This window comes from Pseudoalteromonas sp. S1610, assembly GCF_005887465.1.
In the GTDB taxonomy this organism is placed as follows: Bacteria; Pseudomonadota; Gammaproteobacteria; order Enterobacterales; family Alteromonadaceae; genus Pseudoalteromonas; species Pseudoalteromonas undina.
The window spans coordinates 71,697-89,089 of sequence record NZ_PNDI01000002.1 but is presented as its reverse complement, the minus strand read 5'-3'; the positions used below and the strand labels follow the sequence as shown (position 1 = coordinate 89,089).

Genomic DNA, 17,393 nt, shown 5'->3' with positions numbered 1-17,393 from the left:
TTAACCTTTTTGCATTACTAGCTGAAGGCCCAGCCAAGCCATAAAAATACACACCATCACGTTTAAGATGATATTGAGGGCCATTTTAATAAAGTGACCTTGTTGTAATAACAACAACGAATCCATTGAGAATGTTGAAAAGGTGGTTAACGCACCTAAAAAGCCAATTCCGATGAGGGTTTTAGCGGGACTAACGGCAATAACCTGCTTATCGATTAAACCGTACAAAATGCCCATCAACAATGAACCCAGAATATTAACCGTCAACGTGCCAAAAGGGAATCCCCTACCGAGGAGTTTTAGCATGGTTTCGCTAATAAAAAACCGTAAACAGGCTCCTGAGGCTCCGCCAAGGGCTATCATCATGTAAAGTTTAATCATGCTCATAACGTTTTACTGGGCTTTGTGCGTCGCGCTCTTTTAAATAATCGAGCTTTTGTTTAATTTTTTGCTCAAGTCCACGATCACTTGGCTGGTAGTATTGTTTGCCATCCATTTCTGGCGGTAGGTATTTTTCGCCAGCAGCAAATGCGCCTTCTTCGTTATGCGCGTAACGATACTCTGCGCCATACCCCAAGTCTTTCATTAGATTGGTGGGGGCATTGCGTAAATGCTCTGGCACTGGATAGCTTGGCTGATTTTTAGCATCGTCTTTAGCTTGGTTAAACGCCATATAAACCGCATTACTTTTTGGTGCGCTGGCTAAATACAAGGTGGCCTGTGCAATGGCGCGCTCACCTTCGCTTGGGCCAACACGCTGAAAAATATCCCATGCGTTTAAAGCCACTTCCATGGCTCGTGGATCGGCGTTACCAATGTCTTCTGTAGCAATTGCTAATAAGCGCCTTGCAACATAAAGCGGGTCGCCGCCACCGGCTAAAATACGGCAGTACCAATAAAGCGCACCATCGGGCGAACTGCCTCGCACCGATTTATGAAACGCCGAAATTAAATCGTAAAATTCATCGCCGCCTTTATCATATTTCGCTAAATGCGTGGGCAGTACTTGGCTGAGTACCTGTTCGTCAACATGAAATTGGCCGCTTTGCTCAGTAGTTAAATCGACTGCTTGCTCGAGTAAATTAAGTACTTTACGAGCATCGCCACCACTTGCTTGGCATAGCGCCTGTTTGGCGTTATCTGCAATCACGATGTGTTTTTGGCTTAATTGCTCATCTTGTTTAAGTGCACGCTCTATTACTGTGTATAAATCGCTTTCCTGCAAGGATTTTAAAACATATACCCTTGCACGAGACAAAATCGCATTATTAAGCGCAAACGAGGGGTTTTCGGTGGTCGCGCCTACAAATATAAAAGTGCCATCTTCAATATGCGGTAAAAACGCATCTTGCTGAGATTTATTAAAGCGGTGTACTTCGTCAACAAACATTAGAGTACGCTGGCCGCGGCTTTGTAAGTTATCGCGCGCTTGGGTTACGCTATCGCGTATATCTTTTACGCCCGCCGTTACTGCCGACATTTGAATTAGTTCAGCATCGGCATGATTGGCAATAATTTGCGCCAGCGTAGTTTTACCCACCCCTGGGGGGCCCCATAAAATTAAACTATGGCAACGCCCTGCAACAATAGCTTGATGCAGCGGCTTGTCGCTACTTAGTAAATGCTGCTGCCCTATGTAATCGTTAAGCGATAAAGGGCGCATACGCGCAGCGAGTGGACGTACATCGGGCCCAAAGTTAAAACCTAAATTACTCACCGTTACTCTGATCGTCTATTTCTACACCCGCTGGCGGGGTAAATTCAAAAGTTGTTTTATCAAGCTCAGTATTAACCTGTGCATTGCTAAATTTAAACGCAGATAGCTGGCCTGAGTTATCTTTAACCACCAGTTTTGCAAGCCCCTGCTCGCTATCAGCAAAAGTAATATCAAGCTGCTCTACTTGGCTTTCAACGCCTTTATTTGGGGTAATGCTAAAGCCTAAGTTAGTAGCGAGCACGCTGTATTTTTCCCATTGCGCAGGGTCTTTAGAGGTGAGCAATATAAACGGTGTAGAGTCAATTAAACCGCTGGTTTTCATAATGGTTACTTGCTCAGCAAAGCTATCAAAGTAATAGGTTTTATCGCCGTTTGACACAAATAAAGTGTCGTCTGGGTTAGTTTGCTGCCAGCGAATCATCAATGGCTGTTGCAGCGCAATATTGCCTTGGCCTTGCATTACCAGTTGGCCTTCACCGTCGGTTACGTTTTGTTTAAATTGTGCTTTAAAGCTTTTTAACGTTGATAACTTATCTTGTAATGCTTGGCTGTCGTCAGCAAAGCTGGGCATAGCCACTAAACTGCCTAATACTAATAATAAACTACTTAATTTTTTCATTAATTTGCTCCATTAGGTACTAATACATCGCGTGCGCCGTTATGTCCTGGTGCACTCACGATACCTGATGTTTCCATTTGTTCTACTAAACGTGCAGCACGGTTATAGCCTACACGTAATTTACGTTGCACTGATGATACCGACACTTTGCCGGTTTCTATTACAAAGGCGACCGCTTCGTCGTATAACGGATCTGACTCTTCATCGCCATTCTCGCTGGCTTCCCCTGGTAATAAAATATCTTCAGTGGCATCGCCATTTAAAATTTCGTCTATGTAATTTGGTTTAGCACGGGCTTTCCAATCGTTTACCACGGCATGTACTTCATGATCGTCTACAAACGCGCCATGCACACGCTCTGGCACACTGGTGCCTGGCGGTAAATAAAGCATGTCACCCATGCCTAATAAGTTTTCTGCGCCTTGTTGATCAAGTATGGTGCGCGAATCTATTTTACTTGATACCTGAAACGCCATACGTGTAGGTATGTTCGCTTTTATTAAACCGGTTATTACATCAACCGACGGACGCTGTGTTGCCAAAATTAAATGAATACCCGCAGCACGCGCTTTTTGCGCTATACGGGCAATTAACTCTTCAACTTTTTTACCTACAATCATCATCATGTCGGCAAATTCGTCAATAACCACCACTATGCTAGGTAATTTATCTAGCTCATCAGGGCCCTCTTTCATGCCGTCGGTGTCTTTAAATAATGGATCCATAATTGGGTAGCCCGCTTCTTTGGCTTCCATTACTTTTTGGTTGTAACCTTTTAAGTTACGCACACCTAATGCCGACATCAGCTTATAACGGCGTTCCATTTCACCTACACACCAACGCAGTGCGTTAGCCGCTTCTTTCATGTCGGTCACAACTTCACATAATAAATGCGGAATGCCTTCGTATACTGAAAGCTCAAGCATTTTCGGGTCAATCATGATCATACGAACATCTTCAGGGCCCGATTTATACAGTAAGCTTAATATCATTACATTAACGCCCACTGACTTACCTGAACCGGTTGTACCGGCCACTAATAAATGTGGCATTTTACCTAAGTCGGCACACACAGGTTGCCCTGCAATATCTTTACCAAGCACCATGGTTAATGGCGATGGGTTTTGCTCAAACTTAGGCGCGTTTATGACTTCTGATAAACGTACAATTTCACGGTATTTATTAGGCAGCTCAATACCGATATAGGTTTTACCCGGAATAACTTCTACCACGCGCACACTAATTGCCGATAACGAGCGCGCTAAATCTTTTGACAGCCCTGTAATTTTAGACACCTTAATACCCGGTGCTAAATCAAGCTCAAAACGAGTAACAACAGGCCCTGGATATACTCCAACTACTGTTGCTTGTACGTTAAAATCGAGTAATTTTGTTTCTACAAGGCGCGATACACTATCAAGCTCTTCTTGCGAAATTGGGTTTTTAGCTTTGTCGGGTCTGTCGAGTAAATCTAATGATGGCAATGGCCCCGGAGGTGGCTCTTGCTCTAATAATTGCTCAAACTTCTCTTTGGCAGTTGGCGGCGGTTGAAACCCTGATTTTGGCTTGTTAATTGGCCTTGCTGGTGAAACCACGGTTGTGGCTGGTTTTTCAGGTTCAACCACTGGGCTTTGATCCAGCGCATTAAGTGCTGCCTCTGTGTCCATAGGTTCATCGTCTATGGCGCTAAAGCTAATTTCTTGATCGAGTATTTGGTCAAGCTCGTCAAACGGCATAAACTCGTCGTCTTGAGGAGCATTAACCTTAGTTGCGGGTTTATCGATTGCTTTGGGTTTGTCTGCTGTTTTATTAACAAGTTCAGGTTCTTGTTGTCGTGTATCGTCTTCAAAATAGGCATCGGGTTGCTCGTCTTGTACTTTACCTGCAATGTGCTCGCGCTGCATCCAACCTCGAGCATAGGTGACCAAAAAGCGGTATAACCTAACTATTAAGTCACCTAAATAATCAACAAATTGTACCCACGACACACCTGTTAATAGCGTTAACCCTGCAAAAAAGAAACACAGCAGTAAAATAGAGGTACCGGTAAAATTAAACGCTGGCATCATCGCCGATGCAATCACATCGCCCACCACCCCACCGGATGAAAAATTATAAATATCATCAAAATTAATACTGCTAATAGCGGTTGCTGAGGTGATAAACAGCGCAAAGCCAATAATGCGTAATCCAAGTGTGGTGTAATCGAGTTGTAAAATACGGTGTGGCTGCTTAAACACCAAGTAACCTAGCAGCTGAATAGCCGCTGGCACAAAATAGGCAAGCCAGCCAAAGGTAAGGAGTAAAATATCGGCCACCCACGCGCCCGCTGTACCCGTAATATTTTGTACATTGGTAAATTCACCCGTTTGCGACCAAGCAGGATCGGCTGGGTGAAAACTAATTAAAGCACATAAAATAAATACCGCTGCAAAGGTGCTGACGATGAGCCCCGTTTCTAATAGTCTTTGTACACCGTTTAGGCGCATAATTACCTATCCCTCATTATTATTTTTTACACTCACTTGGCAATAGAATACCTTAGCAGGAAATGTATTTTGATGCACTTTATCTTAACCATGATGGCCTGATTATGAACAAGTTTTTATTATTTAGTCGTACACTCATTAAAAAAGCAAAGTTGGTTGCAACAATAAAAGTATATTAAAGGCTGTTACTTTATCATTAAGCAACAAAAGGACGAATAACAACGCCTTCTTCACCTTTTACTTCTTCCATCACTACGTAGGTACGACTTTCACTCACATTGGGCAGCTTTAATAATATATCACCGAGTACGCCTCGGTATTCTGACATATCGTTAACCCGGGTTTTTAATAAAAAGTCAAAATTACCCGAAACCAAATGACATTCTATAATTTCCTCGTGCTTTCTAACAGCAGCACTAAACTCTTCAAACACGTCGGGCGATGTTTTAGTAATGGTTACTTCCACATACACAGAAAGCCCTTGACCAAGTTTGGCAGGATCCACCACTGCTTTGTAGCCTAAAATATACCCTTCTCGTTCAAGCTTTTTCACTCGCTCTAGACAGGGCGTGGCGCTTAGGCCAACTCGTCGGGCCAGTTCAACATTTGACAGGCGGCCATCAAGTTGTAATTCGACTAAAATCTTGCGATCAATACGGTCTAATAAGTTATGCATAGCTTTTTAGTTTTTTATTCTAATAAAATCGATTTAACAGATACTAACACCACAAAGACCTTAAAAAAAGGTGAGACACACTACCCTAGCATGAATATAATAGTGAAAAATTTTTATCCCGTTCTAACAAGGCAAAATTATGATTATTGGTGTACCTAAAGAAATTAAAAACCATGAGTACCGTGTAGGTATGGTTCCTGCGAGTGTTCGCGAACTTGTAAATCACGGTCACCAAGTGATTGTTGAAACTAACGCTGGTATGGGCATTGGTTTTACAAATGATGATTATGTTCAAGCAGGTGCTGAAATTTTAGAAACAGCTGCTGATGTTTTTGCAAAAGCAGAAATGATCATCAAGGTAAAAGAGCCACAAGCTGTTGAACGTGCAATGTTACGTGAAGACCAAATTCTTTTCACTTACCTTCACCTTGCACCGGATCTTCCACAAACTGAAGACCTTGTTAAAAGTAAAGCAATCTGTATTGCGTATGAAACAGTGACTGATGCACGCGGCGGTTTACCACTATTGGCACCAATGAGTGAAGTAGCGGGCCGTATGTCTATTCAAGCAGGTGCACAAGCGCTAGAAAAAGCAAACCACGGTCGTGGTATGTTACTAGGTGGTGTACCAGGTGTTGAGCCAGCTAAAGTTGTTGTTATTGGTGGCGGCATGGTTGGTCGTAGCGCTGCACAAATGGCGGTTGGCTTAGGTGCAGAGGTTGTTGTACTTGACCGTAACATCGACGTACTACGTGCTCTAGATGCACAGTTTGGTAACAAAGTTAAAGCTATTTACTCAACAGCTGATGCGCTTGAAAAGCACGTACTTGAAGCTGACCTAGTAATTGGTGGCGTGCTTATCCCAGGTGCTGCTGCACCTAAACTAGTGACTGCTGAACACATTAAAGCAATGAAGCCAGGTGCTGCTATTGTTGATGTTGCGATTGACCAAGGTGGTTGTATTGCAACCTCTAAAGCAACTACGCACGCTGATCCTACATACATTGTTGATGAAGTTGTTCACTACTGTGTTGCTAACATGCCTGGTGCTGTTCCACGTACATCGACGTTTGCACTTAATAATGCAACATTACCGTTCATCATTAACCTTGCAAACAAAGGTTACAAAAAAGCACTACTAGATGACGCTCACTTCTTAAAAGGCTTAAACGTACTTAAAGGCCAAGTAACTTACAAAGAAGTAGCTGAAGCGTTCAACATGGAATATGTTGACCCACGCACTGCAGTAGAAAACGCGTAACTATTATTGTTACCGCTTATACCTAAGTCATCATTAGGTATAAGCATTAAAAAAGCAGCTAACTTAGCTGCTTTTTTTGTGTCTAAATCTTAGAGTCTGCGGTCAACAGACCCAAGTGTTATATAAATCGTTTAATAATAAAATCGACTTTTACGCGCTTAGCTTGACCAAGTAGCTTTTTCACTGGCTGCGGGTAATCACTCATGGTTTCTAAATCATCTGGACCGGTTAAACGACGACAATGTTTTAAAATTTCTTGGCGTTCATTATCAATATCGCGCATTATCGTTTGCTCAGGGTCTTCTATCAGAATACCATTTTCGATATCTAGCCCCCATGCACGCGGATTTAAATTATGCCCGCTAAGTAAATGCACTTTACGGTCACAACAAATCCCTTTTAAATGGAACGAGTTACTCTCATGTTTCCACAGGTAAACGTTTAAGTTGCCATTATCTATGTGGCGTTTTTGCGATTTTACAAATTTATGCAAAATAGTTTCGTATAAATAGGGCAATGCACCAATTTTACTAAACGGCTCACTAGGTGGCAGATAAAAATCGTTTGCGGTTTTATCGCCCACCACAATAGTGACTTGTTTACCTTGCTTTAATAAGCGACGCAAAGAGCGCATTAAAGGAGCCGGAAAATTAAAATACGGCGTGTATAACACCAACTCTTGCTCGGTAGTATCAAACAGCGCTTTGATTAAGCGATTAAGTTCGTTATTACGACGGCCTAAACCCAAAAACAAACGAATGCCCATTGCATGAGTATTCAATTGTTGCGCACTTTTATAGCTTGCCGATTTAAGCTCACGCATAAGTTGCTTTTGTTCAAGTTTAAAGTCAGCCATGCGTTTAAGCGGTCGTTGATCAATTCTTGGAACCGCTTCAGAGCTCAATAAGGTTGATTCGATAAAATCGACTACTGAGTCACATAACTCGCTTTGCGAGACTAAAAAGTATCGATCAAGTCGGTATCGGTCGCTATATTGCAAATACACATTATTTAAACTGGCACCGCTATATAGCAATGTGTCGTCTATAACAAAGCCTTTTAAATGCAATACCCCAAACAGTTCTTTGGCTTTTACGGGAACACCATACACTTGAACGTTTGAATTAAACTTCTCTAAGCTGTCGCAATATAAGCTTGCATTGCCCTCTGACTTTTCTGCACCAATTAAACCACGCTGTGCGCGATGAAAATCAACCAGTACTTTTATTTCAAGCGAAGGGTTAGCTAACGATGCACTGTGTAGTGCGGCTAATATTTCACGACCCGCTTCATCATCTTGTAAGTAAAGTGTGGTGATATAAATTCGTTTTTTTGCGTTGGCAATTAAATCTAACAATTGCGTACGGTATTCTTGCGCATTGGTTAAGACGTTAACGTCTTTTGAAGTCAACCCAAATGCGGGTTTCTCTTGCCAAAATAACATAGTTGCCTATTCACTTAGGTCACATAATTAAGCAGTGACAAATCAAAATTAGTTAAAAGATAACAAAAAAAATCAGGCTGGTCATGAATTAACGTCGTTTTATTGGCTAACAGTCTATTTATTAGTCGAGCACTGCTTGTAAGTCATTTGCTAGTACACATTAATGAACAGCTTCCGAATTTGCGAAAAAAAATAATCTCATCTTTTATTTACTTCCTGCTTGTTTTTCTTAGAATCGGGCGCATTAAAACCGTATTAAACGTTTAGGAAAAGATCATGACTAAAGCAAAACATTGTAAGTTACTTATTTTAGGTTCGGGCCCTGCAGGCTACACAGCCGCAGTTTACGCTGCACGTGCTAATTTAAACCCTGTTTTAATTACAGGTATTCAACAAGGTGGCCAGCTAACAACCACCACTGAAGTTGAAAACTGGCCTGGCGATGCACACGGTTTAACCGGCCCTGCATTAATGGATCGTATGAAAGAGCATGCAGAACGCTTTGAAACTGAAATTGTGTTCGACCACATCAACAAAGTTGACGTATCTAAGCGCCCTTTCACACTAACCGGTGACCAAGGTACTTACACATGTGATGCTTTAATTATTGCAACAGGTGCCTCTGCTAAATATTTAGGCTTAGAGTCTGAGACTAATTTCCAAGGTCGTGGTGTTTCTGCTTGTGCAACCTGTGACGGGTTTTTCTATAAAGGCCAAAAAGTAGCGGTTGTTGGTGGTGGTAATACGGCTGTTGAAGAAGCGTTATACCTGTCTAACATTGCTGATGAAGTTCATGTTATCCACCGTCGTGATAGTTTCCGTAGTGAAAAAATTCTTGCTGACCGCCTTGCTGAAAAAGCAGCAAACGGTAACGTTGTAATGCACTACAACCGTACACTTGATGAAGTGCTTGGTGACCAAATGGGTGTGACCGGCGTTCGCATCAAAGATGTGGCATCAGATGCTACTGAAGAACTTGATTTAGCGGGTGTGTTCATTGCCATTGGCCATAAGCCAAACACCGATATGTTTGAAGGTCAGCTAGAAATGAAAGACGGCTACCTAGTGGTTGAATCTGGTCTTAACGGTAATGCAACTCAAACAAGTGTGCCAGGCGTATTTGCTGCCGGTGATGTGTCTGATCATATTTACCGTCAAGCTATCACCTCTGCGGGTACTGGCTGTATGGCTGCACTTGATGCAGAACGCTTTTTAGATAACCTATAAGCATACATAGCATACTTTCGGGGCTGAATTTTCAGCCCTTTTTTGTGCCCAAACATTACGCCCGAGATAATTGTATCCGCACCAACATTCACTAAGCTTATAGTTGAAATTAGTCTTATTTATACAGTTAATGGCTCAGGTACGATAGGATCTAAGGGTGAGCAACAAATACCGTCAAATTATATAAGTAAAACTAGCTATAATTATCGTCAGGAATAAAAGCTTTATTCATTTAGGCATTACTAGAAACTGTAAAATCAGTTAAAATGCTTAACTTCATATCAAGTAAATTACCGAGAGTTTTCTATGAGTTTGTATACAAAATATATGGAAGAAATCCAAACCCGTAAAACGGAGCTTGGGTTAAGCCCACAACCAATCGATAGCGCTGAACTAGTATCAGAAATAATTAATCAAATTAAAGATACTAATAACGAACACCGTAAAGATTCACTGCATTTCTTTATTTTTAATACTTTACCTGGAACAACCAGTGCTGCGGGCGTTAAAGCACAGTTTCTAAAAGAAATCATTTTAGGTGAAGAGCACGTTGCAGAGATCACTCCAGAATTTGCATTCGAACTACTTTCACACATGAAAGGCGGCCCATCGATTGAAATGCTAATTGATTTAGCCTTTGCTGATGACGCAAAAATCGCAGCACAAGCTGCAGAAGTACTGAAAACTCAGGTATTCTTATACGATGCAGATATGGAGCGCATTAAAGCGGCCTACGAATCAGGTAACCCAATTGCTAAAGAATTACTAGAGAGCTTCTCAAAAGCTGAATTCTTCACAAAATTACCTGACATCGAAGAAAAAATCGAAGTAGTAACTTACATTGCTGGTGAAGGCGACATCTCAACTGATTTACTGTCTCCAGGTAACCAAGCACACTCGCGTGCCGACCGTGAATTACACGGTAAGTGCATGATCACTGAAGAAGCACAACAAGAAATTGTTGCCCTTCAAAAGAAACACCCTAACGCTAAAGTAATGCTTATTGCTGAAAAAGGCACCATGGGCGTTGGTTCATCACGTATGTCTGGTGTGAATAACGTAGCACTTTGGGCTGGTAAACAAGCAAGTCCATACGTTCCTTTCATCAACATTGCACCTGTTGTTGCAGGTACTAACGGTATTGCACCAATCTTCTTAACAACGGTTGATGTAACCGGCGGTATTGGTCTTGACCTTAAAAACTGGGTTAAAAAAGTAGATGCAGACGGCAATACAGTAACTGATGCAAATGGTGACGCTGTGCTTGAAGAAGCCTACTCTGTTGCTACTGGTACTGTGCTAACAATCAATACTAAAGAGAAGAAGCTTTATAACGGTGATAAAGAGCTTGTTGATATTTCATCAGCATTCACACCGCAAAAAGTTGAATTCATGAGAGCTGGCGGTTCTTACGCAGTTGTATTCGGTAAAAAACTACAAACGTTTGCTGCTGAAACTCTTGGCATTGAAACGCCGCTTGTTTATGCACCTTCAAAAGAAATTTCACACGAAGGCCAAGGCTTAACAGCGGTTGAAAAAATCTTTAACCGTAACGCGGTAGGTGTACTATCAGATACGCCACTTCACGCTGGCTCAAATGTTCGTGTTAAAGTGAACATCGTTGGTTCGCAAGATACAACCGGTCCAATGACTGCACAAGAATTAGAAGCAATGGCTGCTTCAACGATTTCTCCTCTTGTTGATGGTGCCTATCAATCTGGTTGTCATACAGCATCAGTATGGGATAGCAAAGCACAAGCAAACATTCCTAAACTAATGGCGTTTATGAATAAGTTTGGTTTGATCACTGCACGTGACCCGAAAGGCGTTTACCATGCAATGACTGACGTTATTCACAAAGTATTGAACGACATTACAATTGATGATCGCGCTATCATCATTGGTGGTGACTCGCATACACGTATGTCTAAAGGCGTTGCCTTTGGTGCCGATTCAGGTACTGTTGCTGTTGCACTTGCAACGGGTGAATCAGCGATGCCGATTCCTGATTCAGTTAAAGTAACGTTTAAAGGCAAAATGGCTAAGCATATGGATTTCCGCGATGTTGTACATGCAACGCAAGCGCAAATGCTTAAGCAATTTGGCGGCGAAAACGTATTCCAAGGTCGTATCATTGAAGTTCATATTGGTACCCTAATGGCTGACCAAGCGTTTACCTTCACTGACTGGACTGCAGAAATGAAAGCGAAAGCGTCAATCTGTATTTCAAATGATGAAACGTTAATTAAGTCAATTGAACTTGCTAAGTCACGTATCCAAATCATGATCAACAAAGGTATGGAAAACGAAGCACAAACGCTACAAGGTCTAATCGATTTAGCCGACAAGCGTATTGCAGGTATTCAATCTGGTGAAGAGCCAGCACTTTCTCCAGACGACAACGCTAAATACCACGCAGAAGTTGTGGTTGATTTAGACCAAATCGTTGAGCCAATGATTGCCGATCCAGACGTTAATAACGATGATGTTTCTAAGCGTTATACTCACGATGTGATCCGCCCTGTTTCTTTTTACAACGACAAGCCTGTTGATTTAGGTTTTGTTGGTTCGTGTATGGTTCACAAAGGCGATATGAAAATTATTGCTCACATGCTACGTAACCTTGAGAAGAAAAACGGTTCTATCTCATTCAAAGCGCCATTAGTTGTTGCGCCACCAACATACAACATTGTTGATGAGCTTAAAGCAGAAGGCGATTGGGATATTCTTGCTAAATACGCAGGTTTTGAATTTGACGATGCAAAACCAAAAACGGCTGCACGTACTAAGTATGATAATATCTTATACCTAGAACGCCCTGGTTGTAACCTATGTATGGGTAACCAAGAAAAAGCAGAACCAGGTGATACTGTTATCGCAACATCAACACGTCTTTTCCAAGGCCGTGTAGTAGCCGATACATCTGAGAAAAAAGGTGAATCACTACTAGGTTCTACGCCAGTTGTAGTTCTATCTTCTGTTCTTGGTCGTTTCCCGACTATGGAAGAGTATAAGTCTGCGGTTGAAGGTATTGACCTTACATCGTTTACACCTGTTGAAGAAGCAATGACAACTAAGTTCAACGCAGGTGAAGCTGTACCAGTAAAAGTGGTTAGCTAATTCGATTAGTTTACCATTTAATTAAGCGCGTTTTTTAACGCGCTTTTTTTATGCCTAAAATTTACCTAACAGCAATTTAAGCCCTGCTCAACCCTATGGACAACACAATAATTTGTGGTTTGTGATTTTAAAGCAACAGGTTACACTTTGTCTTGACCATGCAGTTATTCAATCGGTGTTATGACTAAACAACTTTATCAACTCGCTCAAAGCCACTTTGCTTTTCCTGATCCCAACCATGCATTAGATGATCCAGATGGTTTGCTTGCCATTGGTGGATGTTTATCGGTAACGCGGTTAAAAAATGCCTATTTATCTGGTATTTTTCCGTGGTTTAGTGAACACGAGCCAATTATGTGGTGGTCACCGAGTGAGCGCGGTATTGTTGAGCTTAATGACTTTCATGTTAGTAAAAGCTTACGAAAACATTTAAAAAAGCACCCGGTCACCGTAACTATTAACCATGCCTTTGAAGAAGTGATAGAAGCGTGCCGCGATCAACGTCTTGATACCGATGGCACTTGGATCACCCCGCAAATGCAACAGGCGTACATAAAAGCGCATTACAATGGCTTAGCTCATAGTTTAGAGGTATGGCGTGAGGGAGAGCTTGTAGGCGGCTTATATGGGATTATGCAAACTGGCGTTTTTTGTGGTGAATCAATGTTTCATCATCAAACAAATTGCTCCAAACTGGCGATGTGGGCGCTGGTTAATTGGCTTAAGCGCCATGATGCGCATTTTATTGATTGCCAATTAGAAAATCCTTATTTAATGTCGTTAGGTGCCAGCGTGATTCCACGTGAAGAATTTTTAACTAAACTTAATAAAGCACAGTGTTACACCCCAGCTGCCAGTATGTGGCAGCCACAGGAGCTAATCGCGATATATGAATGAACAACTTCCGGCTCGTATAGGCCTAAGCCAACCGTTTGAATGCAGTTATTTACCTGATCGCCAAGAACAACTGCTGGTGATACTCGACCCAAGTTGTTACAGCAGCAACAAGTTTGAATCATTATTAGGATTAGGCTTTCGTCGCAGCGGTAACCAAATTTACCGTCCGCACTGCCCTATTTGCAGCGCATGTAGTTCTGTGCGCGTTTTAGCTGATGAGTTTATGCCGACAAAATCGCAAAAACGTAAACTTAACAAAGCAAAAAACCGCTTTGAGGTAAAATATTCACAGGTTGAACGCGAACAATACTACCCACTTTACAGTAAATACATTAGTTTACGTCATCAAGACGGTTCTATGTATCCACCTGATAAATCACAATTTCAAAGTTTTTTGTTTTGTAGCTGGTTAACCATCACCTTTATAGAGCTTTGGGATCAAGAAAACTTAGTAGCCGTTGCTGTAACTGATTGTATGGACAACGCTATTTCCGCTATTTATACATTTTTTGACCCTGACTACGAACACTTCAGTTTAGGGACTGTAATGATATTACAGCAGCTTAAATTTGCTAAACAGCAACACAAACAGTTTGTTTATTTAGGCTATCAAATAGATGAATGCGACAAAATGAAGTATAAAACCCAGTTTTTACCTGCCCAAAAACAGCTCAATGACCAGTGGGTGGCTATTTAATTTACAAAAATAGCCCCTGCGCCTTTACTTATTGGCGTATTTTGGGCAAAATCTGCAGCGTTTAACTATTAAAGAGGTGTTACGCTAAACATGGCGAAAGAAGACGTAATCGAAATGCAAGGGACAGTCCTTGATACTTTACCAAATACAATGTTCCGAGTTGAGCTAGAAAATGGTCACGTAGTTGTGGCTCATATTTCAGGTAAAATGCGCAAAAACTATATCCGTATTTTAACCGGCGATAAAGTAACGGTAGAAATGACTCCTTACGATTTATCGAAAGGTCGTATCGTATTCCGTGCTCGCTAAGTAAGTGCGTAAACGAGATTTAGTTTTTGGCTAGTGAAAGCTAGCTTTAAGCGTTTATTAAATGTAATTAATGGTAGTAGCCAGTAATTACATTTAATAAACAAAAAACCCAGCCTTTGCTGGGTTTTTTGTTGCCTATTTCTTTGGCAAATAAAAAAGCCTCCATAAAGCAGGCTTTTTAAATTGCTAACTTTTTTAGGTTAGGCTGGCGTTAAGTCACTCTCGTAATCAAAACGCAGTTTTTTATCTTTAACCGATACTTTTACCGTACCGCCAGAAATTAGCTCACCAAACAGTATTTCGTTAGCCAATTGCTTTTTAAGATCTTCTTGGATAACACGCGCCATAGGACGCGCGCCCATTGCTTTGTCATAGCCTTTATCAGCCAACCACTCACGAGCTTTAGAAGTAAGCTCAAGGTTAACTGACTTCTTATCCAGTTGCGCTTGAAGCTCAACAACAAATTTATCAACCACTTGCAAAATAACCTCTTTTTCGAGGTGATTAAACCAAATAATGTTATCTAAGCGGTTTCTAAATTCAGGTGAAAATACTTTGTTAATTTCACCCATTGCATCGTGTGTGTGATCTTGCTCACTAAAACCAATCGACTTACGCGTGGTTTCTTGTACGCCGGCATTGGTGGTCATCACCACTACTACGTTTCTAAAGTCAGCTTTTCGGCCGTTATTATCTGTTAGCGTACCGTGATCCATAACTTGTAATAAAATGTTGTAGATATCAGGATGCGCTTTTTCAATTTCATCCAGCAATACCACTGCATGTGGGTTTTTGATCACCGCTTCTGTTAATAAGCCGCCTTGTTCAAAACCTACATAACCCGGAGGCGCACCGATTAAACGGCTCACCGCATGGCGCTCAACGTATTCAGACATATCAAAACGAATAAACTCAACACCCATGCATTTAGCTAATTGCTTGGTAACCTCTGTTTTACCTACCCCTGTTGGGCCTGCAAATAAGAACGAACCAACCGGTTTGTTCTCGTTTGCTAAACCTGAGCGCGATAAGCGAATAGCAGAAGTTAATGCATCAATGGATTGATCTTGTCCAAACACCAACATTTTTAAATTACGGTCTAAGTTTTTCAGCGTTTCTTTATCAGACGACGACACATTTTGAGGCGGAATACGCGCCATTTTAGACACAATCATCTCAATATCAGATACACCAATGGTTTTTTTACGCTTGGACGTAGGCAGTAGCCGTTGGCTTGCGCCTGCTTCATCAATAACGTCAATCGCTTTATCAGGTAAGTGACGCTCATTAATATACTTGGCACTTAGCTCAGCGGCTGCTTTTAACGCTTTTTGCGTATAACGAATACCGTGGTGTGCTTCGTAACGATCTTTTAAGCCGTTAAGAATTTTGGTGGTATCTTCAACACTAGGTTCAAGCACATCAATTTTTTGAAAACGACGAACTAGGGCGCGGTCTTTTTCAAAAATATTCTTGTACTCACCGTAAGTGGTAGAGCCCATGCAGCGTAATTGCCCGCTTGAGAGTAACGGCTTAATTAAGTTTGAGGCATCCATTACCCCACCTGAGGCAGCACCTGCACCAATAATGGTGTGAATTTCATCAATAAATAAAATTGAACCTGGTTTTGCTTGTAACTCTTTTAATAAACTTTTAAAGCGTTTTTCAAAATCGCCTCGGTATTTGGTACCGGCAAGTAACGCGCCCATATCTAAAGAGTACACAACCGCATCTGCAATGACTTCAGGCACTTGTTCGTTAACAATACGATAGGCTAAGCCCTCGGCAATGGCAGTTTTACCTACGCCGGCTTCACCAACCAGTAATGGGTTATTCTTTTTACGACGACACAGCACTTGCACTGTGCGCTCTACTTCACTATCACGGCCAACAAGCGGGTCAATATTACCCTCTTTAGCGTGTATATTAAGGTTAGTTGTAAAGCTGTCGAGCTTACTCGCTTCTTCGCTTGCTACTTCTTGCACCTCTTCATGAATATCGTCGGTATCATCGCCTAATTCGTCGTCACCTTTGGCAATCCCATGAGAAATAAAGTTAACAATATCAAGTCGAGAAATATCATTCTTTTTAAGTAAGTACACGGCTTGGCTTTCTTGCTCAGAAAAAATAGCGACCAGCACATTAACGCCTGTCACTTCATTTTTGCCAGAAGATTGCACATGAAATACCGCGCGCTGTAATACCCGCTGAAAACCAAGTGTTGGTTGAGTTTCGCGCTCTTCTTCTAAATCAGGAATAACCGGTGTGGTTTCATCAATAAATTCAAGTAACTCTGTTTTTAATCCAGAAACGTCAACACCACACGCATTAAGCGCTTCTCCAGCTGATGGGTTGTCGAGTAGAGCTAATAAAAGGTGCTCTACGGTCATAAACTCATGACGACGTGTACGCGCTTCACGAAACGCAGTGTTCAAAGTTAGTTCTAAGTCTTTATTTAGCATTGGCAACCCCTTACAGAGATAATAATTTTATACCGCACTTCAAAGATGAAAGTTCACCTTTGTGGTATTTATTCCTGCTCACAACTACATAGCAGTGGATGCTCGTTATCCCTTGAGTAGCGGTTAACTTGCTCAGCCTTAGTATGTGCTACATCGGCGCTATAAACACCACATATGCCCTTACCTTGCTGATGTATTTGCAGCATCACATCAGTTGCTCTATCGCTATCCATATTAAAAAACGTCATTAAGATCTCTATTACAAAATCCATCGGCGTGTAATCATCGTTGTTTAACACAACTTTATATTTTCGCGGTGGCTGCAACTTTTGCTTTTCACTATCGCGAACGGTGTCGATAACACCAGAATCTTTCATACCACTCATAATTAAATATAGTCTTGTCTTTGTAACTCAAGCAAACTTGAATAAAAAAATAAATAAAATGTTAAAAAATAACCTAAAACACTTGACTG

General features: G+C 41.5%; 14 protein-coding genes. 6 read left to right on the top strand and 8 right to left on the bottom strand.

Translation table 11 applies throughout. The annotated features are described in order from the left end of the window. From crcB to lrp, 5 genes are all read right to left on the bottom strand, one after another. Positions 1 to 381 carry a fluoride efflux transporter CrcB gene (gene crcB, locus CWB77_RS01485; RefSeq protein WP_010389726.1) on the bottom strand — a complete coding sequence of 127 codons (381 nt, stop codon included), beginning with the start codon at positions 379 to 381 and terminating at the stop codon, positions 1 to 3. Then, a complete protein-coding gene (locus CWB77_RS01480; RefSeq protein ID WP_138620982.1) occupies positions 374 to 1,717 on the bottom strand; it encodes a replication-associated recombination protein A in 1,344 nt (447 codons plus the stop codon). The genes crcB and CWB77_RS01480 overlap by 8 nt, the downstream gene beginning before the upstream one ends. After that, positions 1,710 to 2,336 (bottom strand): outer membrane lipoprotein periplasmic chaperone LolA, encoded by a 627-nt coding sequence (gene lolA / locus CWB77_RS01475; RefSeq protein ID WP_138620980.1) that lies wholly within the window; start codon positions 2,334 to 2,336, stop codon positions 1,710 to 1,712. The genes CWB77_RS01480 and lolA overlap by 8 nt, the downstream gene beginning before the upstream one ends. Beyond that, positions 2,336 to 4,825 (bottom strand): DNA translocase FtsK, encoded by a 2,490-nt coding sequence (locus CWB77_RS01470; protein ID WP_138620978.1) that lies wholly within the window; start codon positions 4,823 to 4,825, stop codon positions 2,336 to 2,338. The genes lolA and CWB77_RS01470 overlap by 1 nt, the downstream gene beginning before the upstream one ends. Before the next feature lie 196 nt (positions 4,826 to 5,021). Further along, positions 5,022 to 5,501, bottom strand: coding sequence for a leucine-responsive transcriptional regulator Lrp (gene lrp / locus CWB77_RS01465; RefSeq protein WP_008110073.1), 480 nt, complete (start codon positions 5,499 to 5,501; stop codon positions 5,022 to 5,024). A 139-nt stretch (positions 5,502 to 5,640) separates the two neighbouring features. Between lrp and ald the strand changes: the two genes are divergently transcribed. After that, positions 5,641 to 6,762, top strand: coding sequence for an alanine dehydrogenase (gene ald / locus CWB77_RS01460; RefSeq protein WP_138620976.1), 1,122 nt, complete (start codon positions 5,641 to 5,643; stop codon positions 6,760 to 6,762). Positions 6,763 to 6,880: 118 nt separating this feature from the next. On the opposite strand, the gene pssA is transcribed toward ald, so the two are convergent. Beyond that, positions 6,881 to 8,206 carry a CDP-diacylglycerol--serine O-phosphatidyltransferase gene (gene pssA, locus CWB77_RS01455; protein ID WP_055011831.1) on the bottom strand — a complete coding sequence of 442 codons (1,326 nt, stop codon included), beginning with the start codon at positions 8,204 to 8,206 and terminating at the stop codon, positions 6,881 to 6,883. A gap of 276 nt (positions 8,207 to 8,482) precedes the next feature. Here pssA and trxB point away from each other — a divergent pair, with 276 nt between their 5' ends. The 5 genes from trxB (at position 8,483) to infA (ending at position 14,456) form a co-directional block, all read left to right on the top strand. Next, positions 8,483 to 9,433, top strand: a complete 951-nt coding sequence (trxB, locus tag CWB77_RS01450) for a thioredoxin-disulfide reductase (protein WP_138620974.1) — start codon at positions 8,483 to 8,485, stop codon at positions 9,431 to 9,433. 306 nt (positions 9,434 to 9,739) lie between these two features. After that, positions 9,740 to 12,553: a bifunctional aconitate hydratase 2/2-methylisocitrate dehydratase gene (locus tag CWB77_RS01445; protein WP_138620972.1), complete on the top strand. Its 2,814-nt coding sequence runs from the start codon at positions 9,740 to 9,742 to the stop codon at positions 12,551 to 12,553. A gap of 180 nt (positions 12,554 to 12,733) precedes the next feature. Beyond that, positions 12,734 to 13,450 carry a leucyl/phenylalanyl-tRNA--protein transferase gene (gene aat, locus CWB77_RS01440; RefSeq protein ID WP_109874779.1) on the top strand — a complete coding sequence of 239 codons (717 nt, stop codon included), beginning with the start codon at positions 12,734 to 12,736 and terminating at the stop codon, positions 13,448 to 13,450. Continuing rightward, positions 13,443 to 14,147, top strand: a complete 705-nt coding sequence (locus CWB77_RS01435; RefSeq protein WP_010389715.1) for an arginyltransferase — start codon at positions 13,443 to 13,445, stop codon at positions 14,145 to 14,147. The genes aat and CWB77_RS01435 overlap by 8 nt, the downstream gene beginning before the upstream one ends. A gap of 90 nt (positions 14,148 to 14,237) precedes the next feature. Next, a complete protein-coding gene (gene infA / locus CWB77_RS01430; RefSeq protein WP_002962494.1) occupies positions 14,238 to 14,456 on the top strand; it encodes a translation initiation factor IF-1 in 219 nt (72 codons plus the stop codon). Positions 14,457 to 14,656: 200 nt separating this feature from the next. On the opposite strand, the gene clpA is transcribed toward infA, so the two are convergent. Continuing rightward, complete coding sequence (gene clpA, locus CWB77_RS01425; protein ID WP_008110100.1) at positions 14,657 to 16,918, bottom strand: ATP-dependent Clp protease ATP-binding subunit ClpA; 2,262 nt, start codon at positions 16,916 to 16,918, stop codon at positions 14,657 to 14,659. 68 nt (positions 16,919 to 16,986) lie between these two features. Continuing rightward, the gene (gene clpS / locus CWB77_RS01420) at positions 16,987 to 17,295 is read right to left on the bottom strand and encodes an ATP-dependent Clp protease adapter ClpS (protein ID WP_008110102.1); all 309 of its coding nucleotides are present in this window, start codon (positions 17,293 to 17,295) and stop codon (positions 16,987 to 16,989) included. Positions 17,296 to 17,393: the final 98 nt, after the last annotated feature.

Coding starts and splice junctions, on each gene's coding strand:
- crcB (WP_010389726.1), bottom strand. CDS start 381: ATGATTAAACTTTACATGATGATAGCCCTTGGCGGAGCCTCAGGAGCC.
- lolA (WP_138620980.1), bottom strand. CDS start 2,336: ATGAAAAAATTAAGTAGTTTATTATTAGTATTAGGCAGTTTAGTGGCT.
- CWB77_RS01470 (WP_138620978.1), bottom strand. CDS start 4,825: ATGCGCCTAAACGGTGTACAAAGACTATTAGAAACGGGGCTCATCGTC.
- lrp (WP_008110073.1), bottom strand. CDS start 5,501: ATGCATAACTTATTAGACCGTATTGATCGCAAGATTTTAGTCGAATTA.
- ald (WP_138620976.1), top strand. CDS start 5,641: ATGATTATTGGTGTACCTAAAGAAATTAAAAACCATGAGTACCGTGTA.
- pssA (WP_055011831.1), bottom strand. CDS start 8,206: ATGTTATTTTGGCAAGAGAAACCCGCATTTGGGTTGACTTCAAAAGAC.
- trxB (WP_138620974.1), top strand. CDS start 8,483: ATGACTAAAGCAAAACATTGTAAGTTACTTATTTTAGGTTCGGGCCCT.
- CWB77_RS01445 (WP_138620972.1), top strand. CDS start 9,740: ATGAGTTTGTATACAAAATATATGGAAGAAATCCAAACCCGTAAAACG.
- aat (WP_109874779.1), top strand. CDS start 12,734: ATGACTAAACAACTTTATCAACTCGCTCAAAGCCACTTTGCTTTTCCT.
- CWB77_RS01435 (WP_010389715.1), top strand. CDS start 13,443: ATGAATGAACAACTTCCGGCTCGTATAGGCCTAAGCCAACCGTTTGAA.
- infA (WP_002962494.1), top strand. CDS start 14,238: ATGGCGAAAGAAGACGTAATCGAAATGCAAGGGACAGTCCTTGATACT.
- clpA (WP_008110100.1), bottom strand. CDS start 16,918: ATGCTAAATAAAGACTTAGAACTAACTTTGAACACTGCGTTTCGTGAA.
- clpS (WP_008110102.1), bottom strand. CDS start 17,295: ATGAAAGATTCTGGTGTTATCGACACCGTTCGCGATAGTGAAAAGCAA.